A 24,381-nucleotide genomic window follows, 5' to 3' on the forward strand; every position below is an offset into this window, starting at 1 on the left:
CACAGGAGGTGAGCTGCGGTGACTGTCATGAGTGAGCTGATCGAGCGCGGCGGTGTTCCCGAGGGGTACAAGGTCGAGGTCTTTGACGGGAGAGTGATCATGACTCCACAGAGTCCGGAGCGGCATTGGACCGTCAGGGATGTCGAGGGTGCCGTCACGGCCGCCGGTATCGCCCGGGAGCGTGTCTTCGGTGATGTCCTCGTCACCTTTCGGTGAGTCTTACCTTGGCCACCGGTGAGCGAGTGAAAATCGACACCAGTACCTTCCCCACCCGCGACGCGTAAGGCCCGTACGCACGTCCAACACGGCGGGACCCGTCCCACGCCCCCGCACGGCTCCCGTGAGCAACTCGTGCAGGGACGATGGACGCAGCGTGACCAATGCCCGGCGGGGTGCCCGGCGGAGCGGGAGTGGATGATTCGCTGCTGCACAGTGACGGCCCCGTGCGCAGCCCCTTCCTCGACCGGGAACCGAACGGTCCGCGTTGCGCATGGATAACGCCGGGGAGTGTTTGGGGAGTGTGAGATTCGCGGTCGTGAGCGCGCCTTGAGGGGCTTATGTGCTGCTGATACGGTGCGGTGACTTGACACTCGTTCCGGCCATGGCTATTCGACGGTTAGACGGCTATTCGACCAGGTCGGGCGGTACGCCCGGTGAGGGTGAAGTCTGACGGAGTGTTCCAAGTGTCCTGAATGCGTGTCCTGCATTCAGTGTCCTGAACGACGAAACCTTCTTGGGTGTACGGGGAGCGGTTGCGTGAAGATCCAAGAGCGTACGGGGGCGGGCAACAACCGTTCCTCCGCGCCGGTTCAGCCGACGATGGGGGAGCGTCTTCCCTCGCCGCCTCGCGAGCGCAAACCGGCGCTGGCCGCGCTCGCGGTGCTGCTGATCCTCGTGGGTGCGCTCGGGGCGACCATGCTCGTGCTGCGCGCCGGGGATCGCATCGAGGTCGTGAAGGTGACGAGCGACATCCAGGCCGGTGAATCCGTCGAGGACAACGTGGACTCGGTCCTGGTCGCCGACGACGCCGGGGTCAACTACGTCAAGTGGACCCAGCTCAAGACCCTGAAGGACCTCAAGGCCAAGTCCACGATCTACAAGGGCACCCTCGTCATCGGCGAGATGTTCGGCGACAAGAGCAGCCTCGCGGACGGAAAGGCCGTCGTCGGCCTCTCCCTCAAGGAGGGCCAGTACCCGGAGGGCATCGCGGAGGGCGACCTCGTGGCTGCCTACCAGGTCGGCAACAGCGGCTCCTCGAGTTCGGGTTCCAGCTCGGACGACGAGACGGGCTCCGGTTCCACCGGTTCCGCGGGCAGCGCCGACACGCCGATCGTCGAGAACGCCCGTGTCACCAACGTGCCGGAGGCCAAGGCCGACAGCACCATCAGCAGCACCAACAAGCGCCTCACCGTGACCGTCGACGAGAGCGATGCCGCCGCGCTGGCCCGCGCCGCCGCGGCGAACCAGGTCGCCCTCGTCAAGGTCCCCGGCAACTAGCGGCAGAGAGTCACACACACCATGGCCCTCATCGCGCTCGCAGCGGACAAAGGCTCCCCCGGCGTCACCACCACGGCCGTCGCACTCGCCGCCGTCTGGCCGCGCCGCACGCTGCTAGCCGAGACCGACCCGGCCGGCGGCGACCTCGTGTACCGCAGCGCCGCAGCGCACGGCGGTCCGCTGAACCCCAACACCGGCATGCTGTCCATCGCCGCCACGGCCCGCCGTGGCCTCGTACCCGACCAGCTCTGGGACCACGTACAGCCGTTGAGCGGTGGCCTCGAAGTGCTCGTCGGGCTCGGGAGCGCCGAGCAGGCGGCCGGGCTCGCGGGTCTGTGGCCCACTCTCGGCCGTGCCTTCGCACAGCTCGCCGACTCCGAGCACGCCCCCGCCGACGTCATAGCGGACTGCGGGCGGATCAGTGGGGACACCCCGGCCGTCGAGATGTTCTCGCAGGCCGCGCTCGTGCTGCTCGTGTCGCGCACCGAGCCGGAGGCCATCGCGCGCGTACGCGACCGGGCCGCAGTGCTCACCACCAAGCTGCACGGCGGACCGCGTGGTGCGGCGGCGCTAGGCACGCCCCTCATCGGTGTCCTGCTGATCACCGACCCGAGCGACTCCGCCAAGGTCGTCCACCAGGTCAACGACATGCTGGTGGCCGCGCAGACCGGCGCCCGGGTCGTCGGCACCATCGCGGACGACCCCGCGGGCGCCGACCAGTTGGCCGGCCGCAAGCGCGGACGGCTCGACAAGTCGCTGCTCATCCGCTCGGCGCGCAAGGTGACCTCGGACCTCTACCAGCAGTTCGGCGCGGCCTGGTCCGTACCGGCCGACGGCCTGAACGGCCCGCGCACCGCCGGAGCCGGCCGATGACCGCTGTCGACCACCAGCTGGTCAAGCGGTTCCGGCAGGACGCCGGTGACCGTATCGCCGAGCAGCGCCGCCTCGACCAGGTCTCCGGCGTCACGCCGATGACCAGCGAGGACGAGCGGCAGTACGCCCGTGCCGTCATAGCCCAGATCCTGGAGGAGTACGCGCGCACGGAGGTCAACTCCGGCCGTACGCCCCTCGACGCCGAGACCGAGGAGCAGTACGCGGCCGCCGTGCACGCCGCGCTCTTCGGGGTGGGAAGGCTGCAGCCGCTCCTTGACAACCCCGAGGTCGAGAACATCGACATCAACGGGTACGACCAGGTCTTCGTCGGCTACGCGAACGGCGAGGAGGTCAGGGGCGATCCCGTCGCCGAGACCGACGAGGAACTCGTCGAGCTGATCCAGATCCTCGGCGCGTACTCGGGCCTCTCCTCCCGGCCCTTCGACTCCGCGAACCCGCAGCTCGACCTGCGGCTGCCGGACGGTTCGCGACTGTCCGCCGTCATGGACGTGACCCGCAGGCCCGCCCTGTCCATCCGTCGCGCGCGGATGGGCAAGGTCTTCATGTCGGACCTGGTCGGCAACGGGACGCTCACTCCCGAGGTCGGGCACTTCCTCGCCTGCGCGGTCCGGGCCCGTAAGAACATCATGATCGCGGGCGCGACCAACTCCGGTAAGACGACGCTCCTTCGCGCGCTCGCCAACGAGATCCCGCCCCACGAGCGCCTCATCACCGTCGAGCGTGCCCTGGAACTCGGCCTCGACACCTTCGCCGACCTGCACCCGAACGTCGTGGCGTTCGAGGAGCGGCTGCCCAACTCCGAGGGCCAGGGCCTGATCTCGATGGCGGAGCTGGTCCGGCGGTCCCTCCGTATGAACCCCTCGCGCGTCATCGTCGGTGAGGTTCTCGGCGACGAGATCGTGACCATGCTGAACGCGATGTCGCAGGGCAACGACGGTTCGCTGTCCACGATCCACGCCAACAGCTCCAGCGAGGTGTTCAACCGTATTTCCACGTACGCGCTCCAGGCCACCGAACGCCTCCCCATCGAGGCCAGCCAGATGCTCGTCGCGGGCGCGGTGAACTTCGTCGTCTTCGTCCAGCGGCGCAACAACTTCGAGACGGGCGGCCGGCTCCAGCGTGTGGTCACCTCGATCCGTGAGGTCAACGGCGTCGACGGGCGCGTGCTGTCCAGCGAGGTCTTCGCCGAGACACCGGACGGCCGGGTCGTGCCACACGCACCCCTCGCCTGCCTCGAAGACCTGATCCAGTACGGCTATCGCCTGCCCGGCGGCGGGAACTGGGGGTGAACTGACCATGCGCGACGAACTGACCATGCTTGAGCCGGCCACGATTGAGCCGGCCATGCTTGGACCGGCTGGGCTCGAACCGAGCACAGCCGACCCGGGCATGCTCGACCCCGGCACGCTCGAACCGACCACGACCCTCGCCGCACTCGACTCGCTCGGTTCCATGGGCGGGCTGTTCTCCACGACGGTCCTGTACGCGCTCGCCTGCGGCATCGCGGTGGGCGGCGGCCTCGCCCTGTTCGCCGCCGCGGTCCGCGGACTGCCGGTCAAGCCCGAGCACGAGAAGCAGAAGGCGAGCGAACGGGCCGGCGACCTCGTACGCTTCGTCGGCCGGCGCGGCTCCATCGCCGCCGGCGCCGGCATCGTCGTCCTGCTGCTCACCCGGTGGGCCGTCGCCGGTATCGCGACCGCCGTCCTCGTCTTCTTCTGGGACAAGCTCTTCGGCGGCGCCTCCGAGGAGAAGGCCGCCATGCGCCGCGTGGAGGCCCTCGCCTCCTGGACGGAATCGCTGCGCGACACCATCGCGGGCGCGGTCGGCCTGGAACAGGCCATCCCCGCCTCCGCACGCGCCGCGGCGCCCGTCCTGCGCCCGCACCTCGACGCCCTCGTCGACCGCCTGCGCTCCCGCACTCCGCTGCCCGAAGCCCTGCAGCAGCTCGCCGACGAGATCGACGACGCGTCCGCCGACATCATCGTGGCCGCGCTGATCCTCAACGCCCGCCTGCGCGGCCCGGGTCTGCGCCAGGTCCTGGGCGCGCTCGCGAAGTCGGCACGTGAGGAGGTCGACATGCGCCAGCGGGTCATGGCCCAGCGTGCCTCGACCCGCCGCTCGGTGCAGATCGTCGTGGCCGTGTCGATCGCCTTCGTGCTCGGCCTGTCCATCTTCAACCGGGAGTTCGTCGAACCGTACGGAACGGCCCTCGGCCAGCTCGTACTCGCGTGTGTCTGCGGGCTGTTCGCACTCGGCTTCTGGTGGCTGCGCAAGCTGTCGACCATCGAGACACCGGAGCGGTTCCTGGTGCGGGACGAGTCGGCGGTCCGGTTCGTCCGTCCCCGTACGTCGTCGGGGCCGTCGTCGTCCCCGTCGCCGGGCCACCCCCAGACGTTGCCGCCGTCGCCGTCGCTGCCGGATGAGGGGGTACGCCGATGAACTCGACCCTGACCCTGCCCGTCCTGGTCGGCGCCGTCCTGGGCCTGGGCATCTACGTACTGGTCCGCGCCCTGATGCCGTCCAAGCGCAGCGCGGTCTCCCAGGTCGCGCGCATCGACGCGATGAGAGCGCGGGGCGCGGCGTACGAGTCCGCGCACCGCACCTCCGACGAGGGCCGGCTCGGCAGCGTACGGGCCCGGGTGGGCCAGCGCGTCGCCGAGCTCTATCTGCAGCAGGGCTGGGAACAGCGCTCGCTGCGGGCCGACCTGTCGGTGCTCGACCGGAGCTGGGAGAACTTCCTCGCCACGAAGGTACTGCTGGGCGCCGGGGGACTGTTCTTCGGGCCGTTCATCTTCGCCGTCGTGTGGACGCTCGGCTTCGGCAGCAGCCCCGCCATCCCGGTCTGGCTGGCACTGCTCTTCGCGCTCGTCTTCTTCTTCCTGCCGGACCTGGAAGTGCGGCGGGACGCGGCCGAGAAGCGTCGCGACCTGCGGCGCGTGATCGGCGCGTACCTGGACCTGGTGTCGATGAGCCTGGCGGGCGGCCGCGGCCTCCCGGAGGCACTGATGGCGGCCGCCGAGGTCTCCGACGGCTGGGCCACGCAGCGTATCCGTAACGCGCTCGCGGACGCCCGGATCACCGGCATCAGCCAGTGGCAGGCCCTCGGTTCGCTGGGGGAGGAGATCGGGGTCGAGGAGCTGAAGGACCTGTCGGCCTCGCTCGCGCTCGTCGCGGACGACGGCGCGAAGGTACGCGAGTCGCTCGCCTCCCGCGCCGAGACGATGCGGCACCGCGAACTCGCCGAGATCGAGGGCAGCGCCGGCGAGAAGTCGCAGTCGATGCTGGTGGCGCAGCTGCTGCTCTGCGCCGGTTTCCTGGTCTTCCTCATCTTCCCGGCGGCGATGCGCGTGTTCCAGGTCTGAGCCCGAGCCCACAACCAACTGCTTCTGTGAACTGCCCTGAAATGTCTTGAGAGGACGACTCACCATGAACGGACGGAACTACAGCACCGGGATCCCGGGGGTGGACTTCCTGATCACCTTCCTCCAGGGGCGAGTGCAGCGCGCCCGCTCCGGCGAACTCGACCGCGGTGCGTCCGCGGTCGAGTGGGTCATCATCTCGGCGGTCGTCGTGGCGATCGTCGGCGTGGTCGCCGCGATCATCAACGCCGCGCTCAGCGACGGTGCCAACAAGGTCGGCGACTGCATCAAGGGCGCGGACGCGGGCAGCACCTGCTGATTCCGCCACCGATCCTTCTTGATTTTCTCTCTCGCACACGGGGTTGCCGGTGAGCGCACGACGCTGGATACGCCGCAGGGTGGAGGCCGCCTCCGCCCGCGGTGACTCCGGCATGACCGCGATCGAGTTCGTGCTGCTCACGCCCGTTCTCTTCTTCATGATCTTCGCGACGGTGCAGTTCGCGCTGTACTTCTTCGCCGACCACGTGGCCCAGGCGGCGGCCCAGGCCGGCGCCCGCAAGGCCCGCGCCACGGCCGACGAGTCCCCGGGCGCGTGGCGTGGCGAGGCACGGGACGTCGTGGACAGCTACATCGCGCAGCTGGGGCCGCAGCTGGTGCTCGGGCCGGATGTGGAGATGCTTCAGCCGAACCAGAACACGGTCGGGGTGGAGATCACGGCGAAGGTGCCGTCGGTTTTCCCGGGACTGGATCTGACCGTGCACGCGGAGTCGGTGGGGCCGGTGGAACGGTTCGTCGAGGAGGGCGAGAACTAGTGCGCCCACGTGTGACCCGTTCCCCACTTCTGACCCGTTCACCACTCCTGACCCGTTCCCCACTCCTCACGCGCCTCCACGCCCGTACTCTCGCGGCCGGCGACCGGGGGCTGTCCACCGTCGAGGTGGTGATCCTCGCCCCGGTGATGATCCTCTTCATCCTGGTGCTGGTGGCCTTCGGACAACTGGTGGACGGACGAGGAGCGCTCGACGGGGCCGCCAGGGACGCCGCCCGCTCCGGCTCGCTCCAACGGGACCAGGGTTCCGCGATGGCGGAGGCACAGAAGGCGGCGGACGCCAACTTGGCGGACGTCTGCTCCGGCCCGGTGTCGGTGAACAAGACCAGCGCCGGTTTCGAGGACGCCGACCTCTTCACCGTGGAGGTCAGCTGCGAGGTACGGGGCCTGGCCATGCTCGGTCTGGACGTACCGACCCGGTTGGAGGCGTCGTTCACCTCGCCGCTGGACCCCTTCAAGAGGAAGGCGTGATGAGCGGCATGCTGAGAGGTGTGCCGGGAGGCGTGATGGGCCGGATGGCGGACATCGTGTGCGGTTGGGGTCGGGGTTGGGCGGAGACGCGCCGTGTGCGTCTCGATGACAGGGGTTCGGGCGCCGGCGCGGTGATCATCTTCGCGCTCGTGTTCCTGTCCCTCTCGGCCTTCGTCATCGACGGTGGCCTGTCCATCTCGAAGCGCGAACGCGCCGCCGACATCGCGGAACAGGCCGCCCGTTACGCCGCCCAGGACGTGGACCTGGAAGAGCTGTACCAGAACGAGGGCGGCGGTGCGCCGATCCTCTTCGAGAACTGCGGCGCCCGCGTGAAGGCCTTCGCCCAGGAGATGGGCACGACCGGCCCCGACATAGCCGCCACGAACTGCGTCGCCGCGAACGCCGAGCAGGTCGAGGTGGAGGTCCAGCTCACCTACTCCCCGGTCTTCACGGGCATGTTCTACGGCGGGGATGTGACGGTCAGGGGACGGGCTGTGGCGGAGAACGAGGTCGGCTGAGATGTAGACGACCCGTGCCCACGTCCAGACCCACGCCTATGCCCACGCCCGGACCTGTCCGGTTCCCATCCTGCGTCTTGCACGCCGAATCCCGTAAGAATCCCCCCACTCCCGGAGGTACCTCCCTCATGTCCAAGCGCCCTGCAACCCTCGCCGTGGCCTGCCTGGCGACCGCGACCGCGCTGCTGCTCTCGGCGTGCGGTGGCGGGGCGGGTTCCAAGGACGAGGACAAGATCGCGGGCGCGGACACGGCGTCGAGATCGGCCTCACCTTCGGCATCCGCGTCGGATGACGGGATCGACCGGCCGAAGGTGGAGTTGCCGGAGGGGGACGAGCTGGTCTTCACCCCTGAGGACGGCGGTGAGGCCAAGGCGGACGCCGTGCTGCGGGACAACGCCGAGTACTTGCGTGCCATCGACGAGGCGATCGGTGACCAGAACCTCAAGTCCAAGGCAGTCGCCTTCTACAGCAAAAACCTTGCCTACCTCGGCTCGGTCGACTGGATCAGCGGCTTCATCAAGGATGGCACCACAGTGACCGGGACGGTGCGCTTCTTCGACCGCAAGGTGACGTTCAGCAAGGACGGATCGGCGGGTCTCACGTACTGCGCCGACGAGTCGAAGGGCTACACCAAGGACGTCAAGACGGAGAAGACCAACGTCACCCCGGTGACCAAGGACTCGTACGTCCTCTACAACGACCGTCTGAGGAAGAACGACCAGGGCGTCTGGCAGACCACCAACAGCATCTCGAAGCGGGGCAGCGAGGTGTGCCAGCCGTGAATCGTAGGCGTAGGACAAAGACGGCGGTGTTGACCGCGATTGCCGCCCTGCTCGTCACGGTGCAGAACGCGCCCGCGGCGTGGGCCGACCGAACCAACACCAACGGCACCAGCAACGACGCCAGCGGTAAGCGGAACGGTCGCACCATCAGTGTCGAGACTCGGGTCCAGACAACCGTCGACGGTGACTCCAGGTCCGCCAAGACCGGGAATCTGTCGTCCGCCGACAGCAACTGGACGCCGCCCGCGTGCTGGTACGAGCCCGCGTTCTCGCCGAAGGAGATCGAGGCGACCGTCACGGCGTGGCGCAAGATGGGCTTCCTGGGGATCGGCGACATGATCGGCGGTGTGTTCGACTCCTACTACAAGGACGGCAAACCGTACAAGGACTACAACCTCGACAAGCAGGGCGAGGGGATGTTCTGGGCGGCGGCCGTCAACCCGAACCGCAAGGACGACCCGGAGGCCGCGGCCTGCGACAAGCTGCCGTTCTGGGTGGACGAGGGAACGACGCCGGAGGAACCCCTCGCCGTCTCTCCGCAGGTCCTCGCCGAGTACGCGTACGACGAACTGCCCGTCCCCGACACGGAGATCAAGTCGGCCCCCGATGGCAAGTCGACGGTGAACCTGCCCACCTGGATCTGGCTCGACCGGGCGAAGTTCAAGAAGATCTCGGTCACGGCGAGCCTCCCGGGCACGGGGCTGTCCGCGACCACGACTGCGGAGCCCGTGTCGCTCCACATCGAACCGGGTACCTCGGACGCCGAAACCTCCCCTGCCTCCGGTGACTGCACGATCAACGACGACGGCAGCATCGGTGAGTCCTACGCCAAGGGCAAGGCGAACCGGACGCCGCCCTGCGGGGTGACGTATCTGCGGTCCTCGGGTTCGGACGACGCGTACGAACTCAAGGCCACCGTCACCTGGAACATCACCTGGACGAGCACGAACGGGGAGGGCGGTGATCTCCCCGACGGCACATTCGGTACGACGCAGGACGTGACGGTGCAGGAGATCCAGTCCATCAACCGCTGAGGCGGGAAGGCCCGGGCGGCTCTGAGCTTGAGATTTAACGTCGCGAGTTCACAGGCGACACTGGACAAGGCCCTCTGATGGTTCCAGAACAACTGCCCTCGTCGACTGCAGAGTTATGGGAGATACACGGTATGCGGTTTGAGGGAAGCGCCGTGGCCGGCCAACAGTGCACCCGCACTCGTCCCCCGGCCCCTACACCAACCCGCCGGGCCACCGCCGCCTGCGTTGACGCCCTCTTGGCGCTCTTCTGCGGCCTCGCAGCCGGAGCTGCAGTGGGTCTCAAGGTTGTCGACGGAGTCGTCGAACTCCGCCTCCATTCGCCCACGGTTTGGGCCGCAGCCCTGGGCGCGGCGTCCGGATTTTCCTTCCTCAATCATGTCCTGCTCACCTTCGCGACTCGCGCAAGCCTCGGAAAGCTCACCACAGGCGTACGGGTCGTCCGCACCTCTGACGGCTGCCGGCCCGGCTTCCTCCGCCTGATCGGCCGCTGGCTGTTCGGCTTCTACTGGATGGTGGTGTTCGTCCCCATTCACGTGGCCACGGACAGTGACGTGGAACAGCAGGACGGGGTGGGGCTGCGGGTGGTGCGGCGGGACGCAACCCTTTCCTGATGCGTAATCCGTAGGCCATGTGTTTGAGCTGTGGGGTCGCAGTACACCGGCGCCCTTCTACGCATGGCCATCCAGAACGTCATGGTCGAGGAAGTCCGGTCACCCAGGTGTTGAGTGGCACCGAGCCGAGTACTCAAGGAAGAACCACATGCCGAACCCAGGGACGCCCTCCGATTCCGACGACGCTCCGCACGTGAGCCCACCGGCCGCCCCTGATTCCGGGCCCCTGGGACGCCCCATCGACTGGGCGGCCACCAGGGAGCGGACGGCCCGGCTCCGCAAACGTCGAAGGGTGATCGGTGGAGCCGTTGCCGTCGTCCTCGTGGCAGGGGCGGCAGTCGGTATATGGCTCGTGACGGGGGATGAGGACGAGGCGCCGGTCAAGCACACTGCCGAGATGCCGGTCGGCTTCGCTGACTACCGGCTCGCGGGCAAGGACGACAAGTCGCTGTGGTCGGCGACGCGCGGTGGCGACAATCTCAACCCGACCAAGGAGACAGCTCACGCAACCTACGTGCGCCCGGACGGCAAGAAGTCCTACATGGTCACCCTGGAACTCAACCCGACCGTCGACGTCTCCGATCCGGGTGAGGACGACGAGGTCATCTCGGTACTTCTCAACACGAGTGTAGATTCGGGCAAAGTACGGAACTACGCTCCCGGCCCTATTGGGGGCAAGCTGCGATGCGTGAAGTATGGGGTCGCGAACACGACTAGTTCACGCTGCGTCTGGGGCAACAACACGGCCACCGTCACCGCCCAGCCGGTGATCCCTTCCGGACCTCGGCCGACACCGGCGCAGACGGCCACGGATGTCCAGGCCTTCCTGGCCGAACTGCACATTCGCCCGGTGAAGAAGTGATCACGCGTCTCAGCTTGTCTTTTTACCTTGGTAGTCGAACGGTGTCACTCACCAGGGAGTTCTCGGGGCAGTCGGACGGCCTTTGCATGAGCATGCGGTCCGCCACGGAATCACGTTCATACAAAGGCCGCAGAGGTGAGTGTGCTGGATGACGATGCCCGACGGGACGCGTTCGACTGCGCGTCACACGCAAGCGGTCCTCGCTCTCGCCCGCCGCCGTGTCAACGTCCTTTGGGCGCTCCTGCGCGAGCCGGGCGGTGCGCTCGGTGAGGGCGGGGGCTCTGTTCACCGACGGTCGGCCCGATCCGGCGATCGGAAGCGGTGTCGGGCCCGGTATCGGCTCAGCGGTTGACCGACTGGATTTCCTGGACGTTCATGTCCTGGGTCGTCTCGAACGTGCCGTCGGGGAGGTCGCCGCCGGCGCCGCCGGTGCCTTCCCAGGTGATCTGCCAGGTGACGGAGGCACTGAGTTTGTACGGTTCGCCGCCGCCGGTGGAACGCAGGTACTTGATGCCGCAGGGCGGGGTCCTGCCGGCGTCGCCCTTCACGTACGGGGTGCCGATCGAGCCGTCCTCGTTGATCTCGCAGTCACCGCCGCCGGGGAAGGTCTCCGAGTCCTGTGTGCCCGGTTCCAGGTGCAGGGCGACCGGCTTGGCCGTCGTCTCCGCGTAGAGGTTGGTGTTGGGCAGCTCGGCGCGGACCTTGACCTCCTGGAAGGTGCCCTTGTCGAGCCACACCCAAGTGGGTGCGTTGACTGTGGACTTGGCTTCCGGCTTCAGCTCGATCTCGGTGTCGGGGACCTGGATCTTGTCGTAGGCGTACTCGGCGAGGGTTTTCGGTGTAGGGGCGTTCGGTACGGCGGGGACCTGGCCGGCGTCCTGCCAGAACATGACACGTTCGCAGTCCCACGACTCCGGGTCGGCGGTGTCGGGGGCCACGCCGCGCCAGAAATAGCCGTCCTTGCCGATGTTGTAGTTCTTGTAGCCCTTGACGGTGGTGAGGGAGTCGTCCTTGTAGTTGTAGGCGTCCTTGCCGTCCCGGTAGTGGTCCGTCCACAGCTTCTCGCCGCCCCAGGACGTGTGGGGGCCGACGTATCCCAGGCCGTTCTCTTCAGAGAGGGCTTTGAGTTGCTCCGGCGTGAGGACGGGCTCGTACCAGCAGGGCGGGGGCGTCCAGTTCACATCCGTCGACGAGATGCTGCCGCGCTTGCCGCCGGTGGGGCCGCTGACCTGGGTGACCTTGATACGGGAGACGGAAGCGGAGACTTCCTGGTTGTTCGCCTTGCCCGAAGGGCCGGAAGGCGTTGTTGTCTTGCCCGGGGTGTAGTTGGCGTATGCGTTGCCGCCGCTCCACAGCACAAGGGTGACGGCAGCGATCGAAGTCCAGTGCCGCGAGTGCGTCGACATCCTCATGCCTGGCATTCCTTGGCCTTGCCGACGACCTCGATGACCTGCACCTTCCAGATCTGGGGGGAGTCCGAGGAGGGGACCATGAGCAGCCGGTGCTTCAAGTAGCTGTCCAGGTTCTCCTCCCCACGGAGAACCTTGCCGGTTTTGATTTCCTTGCTGTAGGCCTTGGCCTGGTTCTCGCAGAAGGTGACGAGAACACGTTTGCCGCCGCTCAGCGTGGTCGTCTCGGAGTCGTAGTACTTGTCCGTCCCGGTGATGGTGTATCCGCCCTTCACCGAGGCCTGGATCTGCGACTTGGCGTACTCCGCGGCTTGGGCATCCGAGTAGTAGTGGTAGGCCGGGTCGTCCGGGTCCTGCGCGACGATGCCGTGATACATCGCCCGCGTGTAGTTCTGTGCGTCGGCGAGCGCTGCGGCGTGCTTCGTGTCGGACGGCTTGTCGAAGTCGAAGACCAGCTTGAAGTCCTTCGGCAGGCTGAGGTCGGGACTGTCGCCGCTCGTCGTCGCGGACGCCGAAGCCGACGGGCTGCTCGACTCCTTGCCCGCCCCCTTGATGTCGTCCGGCGAGTCATCACCCCCGCCGCAGGCGGTGAGCAGGAGGGTCGCTGTCGCGGTGAGTGCGGCGGCGATGGGCAGGGTGCGGCGGGCCACTGGTGTTCTCCCCCGGAATGCGGCGACTGTGTGCTAGAGGGAACGAAGCTATCAGGGGTGGGTAAAGAGGCGCTGGGCGCCGATGGGGGATTGTGTGGGGATCGTGAGAGCTGTGGCGTGACAGTTGCGAACAGGCTCATTCCCGGGCCCGCCATGATGGGTGCCCGAGTAAACAACTCCGATGTAGCGGGCATAACGGGTGTAAGCGGTCGCGCCGAACGGCACTCCACACCGTTTCGCCCCTCCAAGCCCTTCGACACGCTCAATAGGATCTAAGTAGGCTCAGCACACCCCCGCTCTCTCTGTTCTCTCCTCGCACCTCTCTCTCCTCGCACCTCCCTCCACACACACGACATCAGGACACCCGCCATGGCGCGACGTACCACTTCCAACTCGCCGGGAAGCTCGCCGGGTCCGAGGAACCGCACGCCGCAGCCCCTGCCCCGGCGCCGCCGCACGGTGGGGGACTTCGCCAAGGCGTTGCTCGCCTTCGTCGCCCTGCTCGTGCTGCTCATCGGCGTGCCCGGGGCGCTCGCCGCCCAGATCGGCTGGCCGCTGCCGTCCGGGGCGCCGAAGGTGGAGTGGCTCCAGCAGGAGATCACCGTCGACACGTTCATCAACGTGCTGACCGTGGTCGTCTGGTTCGCCTGGGCGCAGTTCACCGCGTGCGTGCTCGTCGAGGTGAAGGCCGCGCTGTCCGGTGTCGGACTGCCGAACCGGGTGCCCGGGGCCGGGCCGAGCCAGCTGCTCGCGCGACAGCTCGTCGCCGCGCTGCTGCTGGTCGGCGCGACCGCGGCGAGCTTCGCGCCGGGGCTGTCGCAGCTCGGTCAGCAGTTGGAGGGGAACCAGCGGCCGGCCGCCGCCGCGGCGGCTCAGCAGACGCCGGGCGGGCTGCTGGGACAGCAGCAGGAGCAGGCCGCCGCGAGCGCCGCCGCGCTGGCCGAGCAGGCCGCCGGTGCGGCCGCGCACGCGGAGGGCGGGAGCGGCGCGCAGGCGTCCGGGGACGACACGAAGTTCTACCGGATCCAGCCGCCCGAGGGACGCCATCACGACTCTCTTTGGGAGATCGCCGAGCGCCACCTCGGCGACGGGCGCCGGTACAAGGAGATCCACCAGCTCAACAAGGACCGTACGCAGCCGGACGGTTCGAAGCTTTCCGAGGCCAGCCTCATCCGGCCCGGCTGGATCATGGAAATGCCCGGCGACGCACGCGGCGGCGAACTGGTCGAGGTGCCCGACGAGGCCCCGAAGGTCTCGCCGGAGGTCCAGCGGCAGATCTCCGACTACGCCAGGACCGGAGGCGCGCACCAGCAGGGCGCCGGGCAGCAGGGCGGTGGGTTCGGGTCCCAGGACCGCGACACCGCCCACATCAGTCTTCCCGAGCAGCGGCCCGCTCCCGGTCAGGGGCACCAGCAGGGTCAGCCCGGTCGGCAGGGCGAGCAGGAGCATGCCGCGCCCGCCGCCGGCGAAGGCAGTGGGTTCGGGCTGCCGCAGGCCCTCCTCGGTGCGCCCCTCCTCGCCGCCGGGCTCCTCGGCGCTCTCGGCCGGCGCCGCCGCCAGGCGCTGTGGCAGTCCGCGCTCGGTGCCGTCGGCGGGCGCCGCGGCATGGAGCCGCCGACGCCCACCGGAGCGGCCGCCGACGCGCAGGACGCGCTGCTGGTGGGGGCCGACCCCGAGGGCGTACGACTGCTCGACCGGTCGCTGCGCGGGCTCGCCGCGGCGCTCGCGGGGGAGTCCCGCCCGCTGCCGACCGTGTACGCGGCCTGGATGAGCGGCAACGGCGATCTGCACCTCCAGCTCGCCCAGCCGGCCGGCAAGCCGCCCGCGCCGTGGCAGCTCGGGCAGGACCAGACCTTCTGGATGCTGGCCCGCGCCGACGCCGAGCGGTACGAGGACGTGGACACGGCCGCCCCGTACCCCGGCCTCGTCAGCCTCGGCACGATGGACGACTCCCGGCTGCTGCTGAACCTGGAGTCGGTGCCCGGCATCGTCTCGCTGAGCGGCCGCGAGCAGGACCGGGCGGGCGTCTTCGCCTCCGTGGCCGCCGAGCTGGCCACCAACGGGTGGTCCGACCGTATGACCATCACCCTCGTCGGGTTCGGTGAGGACCTGACGCCGCTCGCGCCGAACCGGCTCCGTCACCTCGACGACATCGAGGCGCTCGTGGAGACCATGGAGGCGGAGACGCGGCAGCGGCGCGGTGCGCTGGGCGCCGCAGGACACGACTCGGTCCTGACCGGGCGTACGGGCCCGGCCCAGCACACCCGCTGGGCCCCGCACCTCGTACTGCTGGCCGCCGAGCCGTCCGCCGAGGACGCCGTCAAGCTCGCCGAACTGGCCGCTGACGCGAGCAGGTTGGGCATCGGTTACCTGGTCGGCACCCAGTCGGGCGATCTGCCCGGTGCCGCCTGGGAGATGGAGATCACCAGCGAGGGCAAGCTCCTCGCGCCGCTGCTCGGACTCGAACTCGACGCCCAGCTCCTGCCGGTGTCCCAGCAGCGGGCCGTCGTCGAGCTGTTCACCGACGCCGACCCCGAGCGCGACGACGACCGGCCGACCACCACACCGCCGTTCCTGGTCGACATCAGCGAGCAGGGGCGTCCCGCGGTGTACGCGCGGCTCGTCGGCCCGTACGAGATCATCGGCCTGGAGACGCCGGACGGTGAGCGCAGTCCGCTGCTGCACGAGGCGCTGGCGCTGCTGCTGCTGCACCGCGAAGGGGTGCACCCGCGGGTGCTGTCCTCCGCCCTCTGGCCGCGCGGGGTCACGGACGACGTCCGGGACGCGCTCGTCGAGCGGCTGCGCACCTGGCTCGGCAGCGACCCGGACGGCACCGCTCGGCTCGCCGCCGACGCGACCGGGCGGCTCAAGCTCGCCAAGTCCGTGGTGTCCGACCTGGACGTGCTGCGGTCGCTGTACCACGAGGCCACCCAGGGCCGGGGCGCGGGCAGCCGCGCGGTGCGCGGGCGGTTGCTGACCGACGCGCTGGTGCTGGTTCGGGGGCCGCTGCTGGCCGAGCGGTCCGCGGGGCGTTACGGCTGGCTGACCCACGAGATCATCGACGCCCAGCTGCCGCTGCTCGTCGCGGACATCGGGCTCGCGCTCTCCGCGTTCCACCTGGAGAAGGACCGGGCCGAGAAGGCGATCGAGGCGCTCGACGCGGCGCTGGGCTCCGCGCCGGGCGACGAGCGGCTGTGGCACGAGCTGCTGCGGGCCACGCACGCGACCGGTGACACCGACCGGCTGAAGCGCCTCGCGGCGGACCTGGTCTCGCGCAGCGGGGCGCGCGGGCTGCCGCCCCGGACCGAGGCCCTGCTCGACGAGCTGCTGCCGACCTGGCGCAGCGGTGTCGCCTCCGTGGGATGAACACCCTTCAGCCGATCGACCAAATGATCATCGTGGGCGCCGCCCTCTGGGGCGGCGTCGCCGGTCTGTTCGTGCCCCGCGCCGCTTATCGCTTCTCGGTCGACCCCGACGAGCCGTGGCAGAGCCGGTGCCCCGAGGGGCATCCCGTCGGCGGCTCGCTCCGCGGTTGGGCCGGCGGTTGGATCGGCGGCTGGGTCGGTCCGGCCCGCTGCCGGGAGTGCGCGGCGCTCGATACGGACGGGGCGCGTCGTACGTACGGCCGTCGTGGCACGTACGGCTGTCGTGGTACGTACGGCCCCAGCACCCTCCTCGTCTCCCTCGCCACCGCGCTCGTCTGCGCAGCACTCGCCGTGGCGACCGGCACCCGGCCCGAGCTGGCCGCCTGGCTGCTGCTCGCCCCGCTCGGCGTACTCCTCGCCGTCGTGGACTTCACGGTGCAGCGGTTGCCGGACGTGCTGACGCTGTCCCTGGCGGGAGCCGCCCTCGTCCTGCTCGCGGGCGCCGCGGCAGCGCCCGAACACGCCGGCGACTGGCCGACCGCGCTGTACGGATCCCTGGCCCTCGGCGGCGGCTACTTCGTCCTCTTCCTCATCAACCCGAACGGCATGGGATTCGGAGACGTGAAACTCGCCCTCGGCCTGGGTGCCGTCCTCGGCTGGTACGGCTGGGGGACCGTGCTGCTCGGCACCTTCGCGGGGTTCCTGCTCGGCGGCCTGTACGGGATGGGTCTGGTCGTCGCCCGACGGGCCGGACGCAAGACCTCCATCCCCTTCGGCCCCTTCCTGATCGCCGGCGCCTTCACGGGCCTGCTCATCGGGGCGTACGCCGCCTGACGTCGGGTGATCACATCGGCTGGCGTACGCTGGATCAGTCCGTCCACACCCCTATGAAAGGGACCGCTCCGGTGACCGAGAAGGCCGATCTCCAGTCCGTTCTCGACCGTGCCGCCGAGGGTGGGCGGATCACCCCCGAAGAGGCGCTCGACCTCTACCGCGACGCCCCGCTGCACGCGCTGGGCTCCGCCGCCGACGCCGTACGCCGCCGCCGCTACGCCGGTACGGAGCACATCGCGACGTACATCATCGAGCGGAACATCAACTACACGAACGTCTGCGTCACGGCGTGCAAGTTCTGCGCGTTCTACGCCCCGCCGAAGGACACCGCCAAGGGCTGGACGCGCGACCTGGACGACATCCTGCGCCGGTGCGCGGAGACCGTCGAGCTCGGCGGTACGCAGATCATGTTCCAGGGCGGGCACCACCCGGACTTCGGCGTCGAGTACTACGAGGAGCACTTCGCCGCGATCAAGGCCGCGTACCCGCAGCTCGTCATCCACAGCCTGGGGGCGAGCGAGGTCGAGCACATGGCCCGGATCTCCAAGGTGAGCGCCGAGGAGGCGATCCAGCGCATTCACGCCGCCGGACTCGACTCCTTCGCCGGCGCCGGTGCCGAGCTGCTGCCCGCACGGCCCCGCAAGGCCATCGCCCCGCTGAAGGAGAGCGGCGAGCGCTGGCTGGAGATCATGGAGGCCGCGCACAACCTGGGCGTGGAGTCCACGTCCACCATGCTCATGGGCACCGGCGAGACCAACGCCGAGCGTATCGAGCACCTGCGGATGATCCGTGACGTACAGGACCGGACGGGCGGCTTCCGCGCCTTCATCCCGTACACGTACCAGCCGGAGAACAACCACCTCAAGGGCCGTACGCACGCCACGCTCTTCGAGTACCTGCGGATGATCGCCATCGCGCGGCTCTTCATGGACAACGTCGCGCACATCCAGGGCTCATGGCTCACCACCGGCAAGGAGGTCGGCCAGCTGTCGCTGCACTACGGTGCGGACGACCTCGGTTCGATCATGCTGGAGGAGAACGTCGTGTCGTCGGCCGGTGCCAAGCACCGTTCGAACCGGATGGAGATCATCGACCTGATCCGCAAGGCGGGGCGGGTCCCGGCGCAGCGGGCCACGACGTACGAGCACCTCGTCGTCCACGACGACCCGGCGAACGACCCCGTCGACCAGCGGGTCCAGTCGCACATCTCGTCGACGGCGATCGAGGGCGGCACGGCACATCCGGAGCTGAAGCTCCTCGCCTCCAACTGATCCCTTACGAGGACCAGTTGGAGACGATCCACGCTGCCGACGAGGTACGCGTCGTCTGGGACGGCGGAGAGCCGATCAAGGACGGCGCGGTCGTCGTGGGACGAGACCGGGTGGGGGCCGTCGGGACGTTCGCGGAGATCCGCGAGCGGTTCCCGGACGCCCGTGTGAGGCGGTGGTCCGGAGTGCTCGGGCCCGCCCTGGTCCACCGGGGGCCGATCCCGGATGCCCCGACACCGCGCGAACGGATTCACGCCCTGCTGAAACTGGGTGCGGTGGCCGTGCTGGAGGAGCACGCCGACACTCCCGAACTCCGGGCTGCCGCCGAACGCAATGGCGTGCTGGTCCTGCTCCGGGTCCGTCCCACGGAGATCGTCGACGGGGGCCGGGCCGATCTCGCCGTCTTCGGCGAGCGCGGATCGTGTCTCGCGACGGTGTGCGCCGGCCGCTTGGTGCACCGCCGCCGCTAGCTCCGCCCATAGCTCCGCCCGTAGCTACGCCACTAGCTCCGCTGGTCGTGCGGGTTCGGCTGCGGGTCCGGCTGCGGGTCCGTCGTGGCTGGTCGCCCAGTCGAAGAACCTGCCCACAAGTCACCCGGTGAACGCCTCCGCGAAATCGCCCGCCCCCTGCTCCACGCCACTGCAATTCGTCGCCGCGTCACCCGAATCGGCGTCGTCCCCTTCACACGGCTGGTCCCGGAACGTCGACCACATCGACACCCACGCGACCCCCTTCTCCTCCGCGAAGGAACGGACCTGCGCCGCGTCGGCAAGGGAGAACGTCTCGTTGTCCACGTCGTTGACACCGAGCATCGACGTGAGAGCGAGTCCTCCCCACGCCCCGTCGTCCGACAGACCGAAGACCTCCTCCAACTGGTCGTGCGCGGCCTGGGACGAGGTCTCCGCGTAGTCGCTCATGTCCTCGTCGTACGAACTGCCGTAGTTCATGGTCATGATGTTGACCGTGGAGACCTGGACGCCCTTGTCGTTGGCGGACTCCAGCAGCGCGACGCTGTCGTCGTCGAGACCGGAGGGCATGACGGGCAGCGTGAAGGTGACCGCGAGGCCGTCGCGCTCCTTCTGGAGCAGCGCGATCGCCTCGGAGCGCAGCGCGACCGAGTCGGAGTCGGTCAACTGCTTGCCCTCGATGTCGAAGTCGGCCTCCGTGGCCCCGGCGGCGTCGAGTGCCTTCCCGTAGGCGTCGGCCAGCTCCGAGGCGCTGCCACAGGTCGAGGCGAGTTCCTTGCCGGAGGCTCCGCCGAAGGAGACGCGCACCGTGGAGCCCGACTCGGTCAGCGCCGAGATACGGGATTTCACCGCCGCGTCGCCGATCGCGGTCGTGCCGTTCCACTTCGGCGTGCAACTGCTGCCGCCCGCGATGACGAAGGCCAGGTTGTACGTCGACGGGGAGCCGGCCGAGTCGTTGTCGGAGGCGGTGGTGGCACTGACGTAAGGGGCGTACGCGGTGCCCGAGGAGGCGCCCGACGGGGCGCTCGACGAACTCTCGGAGGGTGACGCGCTGCTCCGCGACCGGCTCGTGGGCGCCGAGTCGGAGGAGCCGTCCGTACCCGGGGAACACCCCGCGGTGGCCAGCGCAAACGCACAGACGAACCCGGCAGCCGGCTTCAGTAAAGTCCTCATCGCGCGTGCTCCCGCTCTCGTGATTCTCGTCTCAGGACGGAAACGAAGTGCGTTTCCGGAGTGAAAATGTCTCACGAGCGGCCCTGCTGTACGAAGACAGGCAATGCGTGGGAATCTCATGGAGACCGTCCGGTAAGTCGGATCAACCGGGCGTGTATATACGGACATTGAGCATCTTCTCGGTACTCCCCGCCCGACCCCCGTCCGGTCAGGTGATCAAGGATTCTCTCAGAGAATAGACAGACTCGGGCGTTTCTCATGGCAGTCTCACAACAAAACCAGAGTTTCGGACACATAAAGGCTCCCTAATATCCGGGGAATGCATTCCGAGCCTGCCATCGAATCGCCCGCCGCTGTGCGCGGCCGCCGCCGCAAACGCGGCAACGGGTCCGAAGACGGTCCCGTGTTCGTTGACAACTCCGGGCGCAGGGCCAAGCTGCTGCGCCGGATCGGCCTCCTCCTCGGCGTCGTCTGCATCGGGTACGCGGTTGTGCTCGGCATGGCGTTCATGGGCTGGGGCCCCTCGCTCACCCCGTCCTCGCTGCTGCCCTTCGGCGGCGGCGGTCCGAACGGCGGCCAGAACTCCGGCCCCGGCGGCGGTCTCCAGCCGCAGGGCGGCACCGGCAGCCCGCCCGCACGGCCCACCGGCGCCCCGCCCTCGGGCGCACCCACCGGTGCCGTACCCACCGGTGCCGCGCCCACCGCCGTTCCGTCGACGCCCGTCTCCGCCCCGTCCGCGTCCGCGTCCGCCCCGTCCGCGTCCGCCGCCAACTGACCGGAGCGCACCCACACTCATGGCTACTACGACGCCCTCGCGCGGCCGTCGGCGCGCCCCCTCCCGGATGACCCGGGCCGCGGGCAGGGCCGCGGCGCTGCAGAAACCCCGTGTCATCCTCGCCCTGCTGCTTCTCCTCGCGCTCACCAGCGTGATGCTGCTCGACGGTTATCTGCGCGCCGAGGTCGGCGGCGACGAGCGCGTACGCAGCAACGCCAGCTCCAGCAAGGTCCCGGACGACGTCATCGACGGCGGGCCGATCCTCTCCTTCAGGGACGGGGAGGCGCAGACCCGGTCCGTCCCGGAGAAGACCATCGCGCTGACCTTCGACGACGGCCCCAACCCCACCTGGACGCCGCAGATCCTGAAGATCCTCAAGGAGAACGACGTCCCGGGCACGTTCTTCGTGGTCGGCTCGATGGTCTCGCGCTACCCGGACATCGTGAACGACCTGGTGGACCAGGGCAACGAGATCGGCATCCACACCTTCACGCACGTCGACCTGTCGTACCAGAGCGGCACCCGGATCCAGCGGGAGATGGACCAGACGCAGCTCGCCCTGGCTGGCGCGGCCGGTATCACCACGACGCTGTTCCGGGCCCCGTACTCCTCGGAGACGGACGCCATCGACAACTACAGCTGGCCCGTCTACAAGGAGCTCGGCGCGGAGGGCTACACCAGCGTCTTCGTCGACACCGACAGCGACGACTGGAAGCGGCCCGGCGTCTCGAAGATCATCAAGTGGGCCACGCCGTCGAAGAGCAAGGGTGCCTCGGTCCTCTTCCACGACGCGGGTGGCGAGCGTTCGCAGACGGTCGCGGCGCTCGGCACGTACATCAAGAAGATGAAGGCGAAGGGCTACACCTTCACCACCATCAGCGGCGCCATCCAGCAGGCAGCCGGTCAGGTGCCCGGCGGCCAGCAAAGCCAACAAGAGCAGCAAGAGCAGCAGGGCCAAGAGGGCGGGGGAGCCGGAGCCGGAGCCGGTGGCGCTGGCGGTGGCGGGGGCAACAGTCTCCAGGCCGCCCACCGCACCGCCACCGGGACCACTCTGTACGAGGGCAAGGCCCTCGTCGCGGCGGTCGCCGTCGCCGAGTGGACCGTGCCGGGGCTCGCGACCGGGCTCGCCGTCGTGGGCGTCGCCGTGATGGGCCGCTTCGGGATGATGCTGATCCTGGCCCGCAGGCACTACCGGATACGCAACAGACGCCGGTTCAGCTGGGGGCCGCCCGTCACCCGGCCGGTCAGTGTGATCGTGCCCGCGTACAACGAGAAGGAGTGCATCGCCAACACCCTCAAGTCGTTGGCACAGAGCACCCATCCGATCGAGATCATCGTCGTGGACGACGGTTCGACGGACGACACGTCCGAGATCGCACGCAGTGCTGCCGAATCCTTCGGCATGACGAACGTCCGCGTCATCCGCCAGGAGAACGCGGGCAAGCCGGCCGCCCTCAACAACGGTGTCCGCAACGCCAGTTACGACATCGTCGTGATGATGGACGGCGACACGGTCTTCGAACCGGACGCCGTGCACCAGCTGGTGCAGCCCTTCGCCGACCCCGGGGTCGGCGCGGTCGCGGGCAACGCCAAGGTCGGCAACCGCGACACGATCATCGGCGCCTGGCAGCACATCGAGTACGTGATGGGCTTCAACCTCGACCGCCGCATGTACGACCTGCTGCGCTGCATGCCCACCATCCCGGGCGCGATCGGCGCGTTCCGCCGGGAGGCCGTGCTCGCGGCCGGCGGGATGAGCGAGGACACGCTCGCCGAGGACACCGACATCACCATCGCCATGCACCGGGAGGGCTGGCGGGTCGTCTACCAGGAGCACGCCAAGGCCTGGACCGAGGCGCCGGGCTCCCTCAAGCAGCTCTGGTCACAGCGCTACCGCTGGTCGTACGGGACGATGCAGGCGCTGTGGAAGCACCGCAAGTCGCTGACGGACAAGGGGCCCTCGGGCCGCTTCGGCCGGGTCGGTATGCCACTGGTGGTGATCTTCCAGATCGTCACGCCCGTCTTCGCCCCGCTCATCGACGTGTTCACCGTCTACTCGATGATCTTCATCGACTTCAAGGCGTCGCTGCTCGCCTGGCTGGCCGTCCTGTGTGTCCAGCTCGTCTGCGCGGCGTACGCGTTCCGGCTCGACCGGGAGAAGTACCGGTATCTGCTGATGATGCCGCTGCAGCAGCTCGCGTACCGGCAGATGATGTACCTCGTCCTCATCCACTCCTGCATCACGGCCCTCACGGGCGGCCGCCTGCGCTGGCAGAAGCTGAAGCGCACGGGGGAGGTCGGCACGCCGGCGGGGGTGCGCTGATGGGCGCCCACCGCCGAAGCGGCCGCCTCCCGGTGAACAACTCCCTGCACCTCGGACCGACGGCCACCGAACCCGGTGCGGCGGGTGCGCTATCGGACACGGCCCGGCTGCCGAGGGTGGAAACCCCGCCGGGGGTGGAGGCCCCGGCGGGGGTGGAGGCCCCGGCGGGGGTGGAGGCCCTGCCAGGGGTGGAGCCCCCGCCGATGGCGCGATCGGCCAAGGGGCGCGACCGCTACTTCGACACTCTCCGGGCCGTCGCCCTCGTCCGCGTCGTCACCTACCACACCTTCGGCTGGGCCTGGGCGGGCATGGTCCTCCCCTCCATGGGGATCATGTTCGCGCTCGCCGGGACCCTGATGGCGAAGTCCCTTGAGCGGCCCGCCCTCAAGGTGATCAGGAGCCGCGTCCGCCGGCTCCTGCCGCCCTTCTGGTTCTGGGGCTTCTTCGTCGTGGTCGCGATGCTGATCCACGACTGGATGCCGGGCTGGCAGATCGTCTACTGGATCGTGCCGCTCGGCGATCCGCCGGGCAACGCGTGGGGCGAGCAGGCCTGGGAGATCCTCTGGTACCTGCGGACGTATCTCTGGTTCGTCCTGCTGTCGCCCCTGCTGCTGAGGGTCTTCCGGCTGGCCCCGGTGGCGGTCCTGGTCCTCTCGCTCGCCCCGATCGTGGTCGTCCAGTTCTTCTGGACGCCGCCGGACAACCGCTTCGGCATCGTCCTCATCGACCTGGCCACGTACCTGTTCTGCTGGATCCTCGGCTTCGCGCACCGCGACGGCGTACTCCAGCGACTGAAGCCGTTCGCCGTCGTCGTCCTCTCCCTCGCCGCGATCGGCTACGGCGGCTGGTACGCCTTCACGCACCAGGCCGAGACGGGCTCGTACGACCTCGACGACATCCCGTTCGCGCAGGCGTTCTGGTCCGCGGGGTTCGTGACCCTGCTGATGTACGCGAAGGCCCGCTTCGGGATCGACTTCGCGTGGCTGGCCCGCTTCAAGCGCCTCGACCGGGTCGTGCGGGTCTTCAACGCCCGCGCGGTGACCCTCTACCTCTGGCACGAGATCGCGCTGATCCTGGCTGTCCCACTGATCGACCAGTTCTGGAACGTCCCGGCCTTCGAGACGTATCTGCCGCTGGAGAGCCAGTGGTTCATGTTCGGCATCGGCTGGGTCCTGATCGGCGTCTTCATCCTGCTGTGCGGGTGGGTGGAGGACGTGGCGGCGAAGACGAAACCGAGACTGCTGCCCTGAGCCGTGTCCG

24 protein-coding genes are annotated in these 24,381 nt (G+C 68.9%); 21 read left to right on the plus strand and 3 right to left on the minus strand.

Translation table 11 applies throughout. The features are described 5' to 3' along the window. Positions 1–27 precede the first annotated feature (27 nt). The 14 genes from AB0D14_RS05250 (at position 28) to AB0D14_RS05315 (ending at position 10,857) form a co-directional block, all read left to right on the plus strand. Positions 28–216 carry a hypothetical protein gene (locus AB0D14_RS05250; RefSeq protein WP_362774974.1) on the plus strand — a complete coding sequence of 63 codons (189 nt, stop codon included), beginning with the start codon at positions 28–30 and terminating at the stop codon, positions 214–216. Positions 217–756: 540 nt separating this feature from the next. Continuing rightward, positions 757–1,497: a hypothetical protein gene (locus tag AB0D14_RS05255; protein WP_362774977.1), complete on the plus strand. Its 741-nt coding sequence runs from the start codon at positions 757–759 to the stop codon at positions 1,495–1,497. A gap of 21 nt (positions 1,498–1,518) precedes the next feature. Further along, positions 1,519–2,370 carry a hypothetical protein gene (locus AB0D14_RS05260; RefSeq protein WP_362774980.1) on the plus strand — a complete coding sequence of 284 codons (852 nt, stop codon included), beginning with the start codon at positions 1,519–1,521 and terminating at the stop codon, positions 2,368–2,370. Next, the gene (locus AB0D14_RS05265) at positions 2,367–3,680 is read left to right on the plus strand and encodes an ATPase, T2SS/T4P/T4SS family (protein WP_362774983.1); all 1,314 of its coding nucleotides are present in this window, start codon (positions 2,367–2,369) and stop codon (positions 3,678–3,680) included. Before AB0D14_RS05260 ends, AB0D14_RS05265 begins: the two co-directional genes overlap by 4 nt. Positions 3,681–3,843: 163 nt before the next feature. Continuing rightward, the gene (locus AB0D14_RS05270; protein WP_362775352.1) at positions 3,844–4,830 is read left to right on the plus strand and encodes a type II secretion system F family protein; all 987 of its coding nucleotides are present in this window, start codon (positions 3,844–3,846) and stop codon (positions 4,828–4,830) included. Further along, positions 4,827–5,753 (plus strand): type II secretion system F family protein, encoded by a 927-nt coding sequence (locus tag AB0D14_RS05275; protein WP_362774986.1) that lies wholly within the window; start codon positions 4,827–4,829, stop codon positions 5,751–5,753. The genes AB0D14_RS05270 and AB0D14_RS05275 overlap by 4 nt, the downstream gene beginning before the upstream one ends. Before the next feature lie 64 nt (positions 5,754–5,817). Beyond that, positions 5,818–6,069: a hypothetical protein gene (locus tag AB0D14_RS05280; RefSeq protein WP_055509289.1), complete on the plus strand. Its 252-nt coding sequence runs from the start codon at positions 5,818–5,820 to the stop codon at positions 6,067–6,069. A gap of 43 nt (positions 6,070–6,112) precedes the next feature. Continuing rightward, positions 6,113–6,562, plus strand: coding sequence for a TadE family protein (locus tag AB0D14_RS05285; RefSeq protein WP_362774989.1), 450 nt, complete (start codon positions 6,113–6,115; stop codon positions 6,560–6,562). 47 nt (positions 6,563–6,609) lie between these two features. Next, positions 6,610–7,050, plus strand: coding sequence for a TadE/TadG family type IV pilus assembly protein (locus AB0D14_RS05290; RefSeq protein ID WP_362775353.1), 441 nt, complete (start codon positions 6,610–6,612; stop codon positions 7,048–7,050). Positions 7,051–7,094: 44 nt separating this feature from the next. Next, the gene (locus tag AB0D14_RS05295) at positions 7,095–7,568 is read left to right on the plus strand and encodes a pilus assembly protein TadG-related protein (protein WP_362775354.1); all 474 of its coding nucleotides are present in this window, start codon (positions 7,095–7,097) and stop codon (positions 7,566–7,568) included. A gap of 128 nt (positions 7,569–7,696) precedes the next feature. Further along, positions 7,697–8,350, plus strand: a complete 654-nt coding sequence (locus AB0D14_RS05300) for a hypothetical protein (RefSeq protein WP_362774992.1) — start codon at positions 7,697–7,699, stop codon at positions 8,348–8,350. Between the two features lie 26 nt (positions 8,351–8,376). Further along, positions 8,377–9,384 (plus strand): hypothetical protein, encoded by a 1,008-nt coding sequence (locus AB0D14_RS05305; RefSeq protein ID WP_362774995.1) that lies wholly within the window; start codon positions 8,377–8,379, stop codon positions 9,382–9,384. 131 nt (positions 9,385–9,515) lie between these two features. Beyond that, complete coding sequence (locus AB0D14_RS05310; RefSeq protein WP_362774998.1) at positions 9,516–9,995, plus strand: RDD family protein; 480 nt, start codon at positions 9,516–9,518, stop codon at positions 9,993–9,995. 148 nt (positions 9,996–10,143) lie between these two features. Then, on the plus strand, positions 10,144–10,857 hold the full coding sequence (locus tag AB0D14_RS05315) for a hypothetical protein (RefSeq protein ID WP_362775000.1): 714 nt from the start codon (positions 10,144–10,146) through the stop codon (positions 10,855–10,857). Between the two features lie 341 nt (positions 10,858–11,198). Here AB0D14_RS05315 and AB0D14_RS05320 read toward each other — a convergent pair whose 3' ends face one another. Together AB0D14_RS05320 and AB0D14_RS05325 are read right to left on the minus strand one after the other, a co-directional pair. Further along, positions 11,199–12,269: a hypothetical protein gene (locus AB0D14_RS05320; RefSeq protein WP_362775003.1), complete on the minus strand. Its 1,071-nt coding sequence runs from the start codon at positions 12,267–12,269 to the stop codon at positions 11,199–11,201. After that, positions 12,266–12,916 (minus strand): hypothetical protein, encoded by a 651-nt coding sequence (locus tag AB0D14_RS05325; RefSeq protein WP_362775005.1) that lies wholly within the window; start codon positions 12,914–12,916, stop codon positions 12,266–12,268. The genes AB0D14_RS05320 and AB0D14_RS05325 overlap by 4 nt, the downstream gene beginning before the upstream one ends. 369 nt (positions 12,917–13,285) lie before the next feature. Here AB0D14_RS05325 and AB0D14_RS05330 point away from each other — a divergent pair, with 369 nt between their 5' ends. The 4 genes from AB0D14_RS05330 to AB0D14_RS05345 all read left to right on the plus strand — a co-directional run bounded on the left by AB0D14_RS05330 (position 13,286) and on the right by AB0D14_RS05345 (position 18,853). Then, a complete protein-coding gene (locus AB0D14_RS05330; protein WP_362775008.1) occupies positions 13,286–16,282 on the plus strand; it encodes a BTAD domain-containing putative transcriptional regulator in 2,997 nt (998 codons plus the stop codon). After that, the gene (locus AB0D14_RS05335) at positions 16,279–17,115 is read left to right on the plus strand and encodes an A24 family peptidase (RefSeq protein ID WP_362775011.1); all 837 of its coding nucleotides are present in this window, start codon (positions 16,279–16,281) and stop codon (positions 17,113–17,115) included. Before AB0D14_RS05330 ends, AB0D14_RS05335 begins: the two co-directional genes overlap by 4 nt. A gap of 71 nt (positions 17,116–17,186) precedes the next feature. After that, the gene (gene mqnC, locus AB0D14_RS05340) at positions 17,187–18,386 is read left to right on the plus strand and encodes a cyclic dehypoxanthinyl futalosine synthase (RefSeq protein WP_362775014.1); all 1,200 of its coding nucleotides are present in this window, start codon (positions 17,187–17,189) and stop codon (positions 18,384–18,386) included. 17 nt (positions 18,387–18,403) lie between these two features. Beyond that, the gene (locus AB0D14_RS05345) at positions 18,404–18,853 is read left to right on the plus strand and encodes a hypothetical protein (protein WP_362775017.1); all 450 of its coding nucleotides are present in this window, start codon (positions 18,404–18,406) and stop codon (positions 18,851–18,853) included. 120 nt (positions 18,854–18,973) lie between these two features. On the opposite strand, the gene AB0D14_RS05350 is transcribed toward AB0D14_RS05345, so the two are convergent. Next, entirely contained in the window at positions 18,974–20,023 is a 1,050-nt protein-coding gene (locus tag AB0D14_RS05350; RefSeq protein WP_362775020.1) for a chitinase, read from the minus strand. Positions 20,024–20,342: 319 nt separating this feature from the next. On the opposite strand from AB0D14_RS05350, the gene AB0D14_RS05355 reads away from it, so the two are divergent. From AB0D14_RS05355 to AB0D14_RS05365, 3 genes are all read left to right on the plus strand, one after another. Further along, entirely contained in the window at positions 20,343–20,798 is a 456-nt protein-coding gene (locus tag AB0D14_RS05355) for a hypothetical protein (protein ID WP_362775022.1), read from the plus strand. 19 nt (positions 20,799–20,817) lie between these two features. Beyond that, positions 20,818–23,121 carry a glycosyltransferase gene (locus AB0D14_RS05360; protein WP_362775025.1) on the plus strand — a complete coding sequence of 768 codons (2,304 nt, stop codon included), beginning with the start codon at positions 20,818–20,820 and terminating at the stop codon, positions 23,119–23,121. 203 nt (positions 23,122–23,324) lie between these two features. Then, the gene (locus AB0D14_RS05365) at positions 23,325–24,371 is read left to right on the plus strand and encodes an acyltransferase (protein WP_362775356.1); all 1,047 of its coding nucleotides are present in this window, start codon (positions 23,325–23,327) and stop codon (positions 24,369–24,371) included. Positions 24,372–24,381: the final 10 nt, after the last annotated feature.

It is taken from the genome of Streptomyces sp. NPDC048484 (assembly GCF_040651415.1).
Lineage (GTDB): Bacteria > Actinomycetota > Actinomycetes > Streptomycetales > Streptomycetaceae > Streptomyces.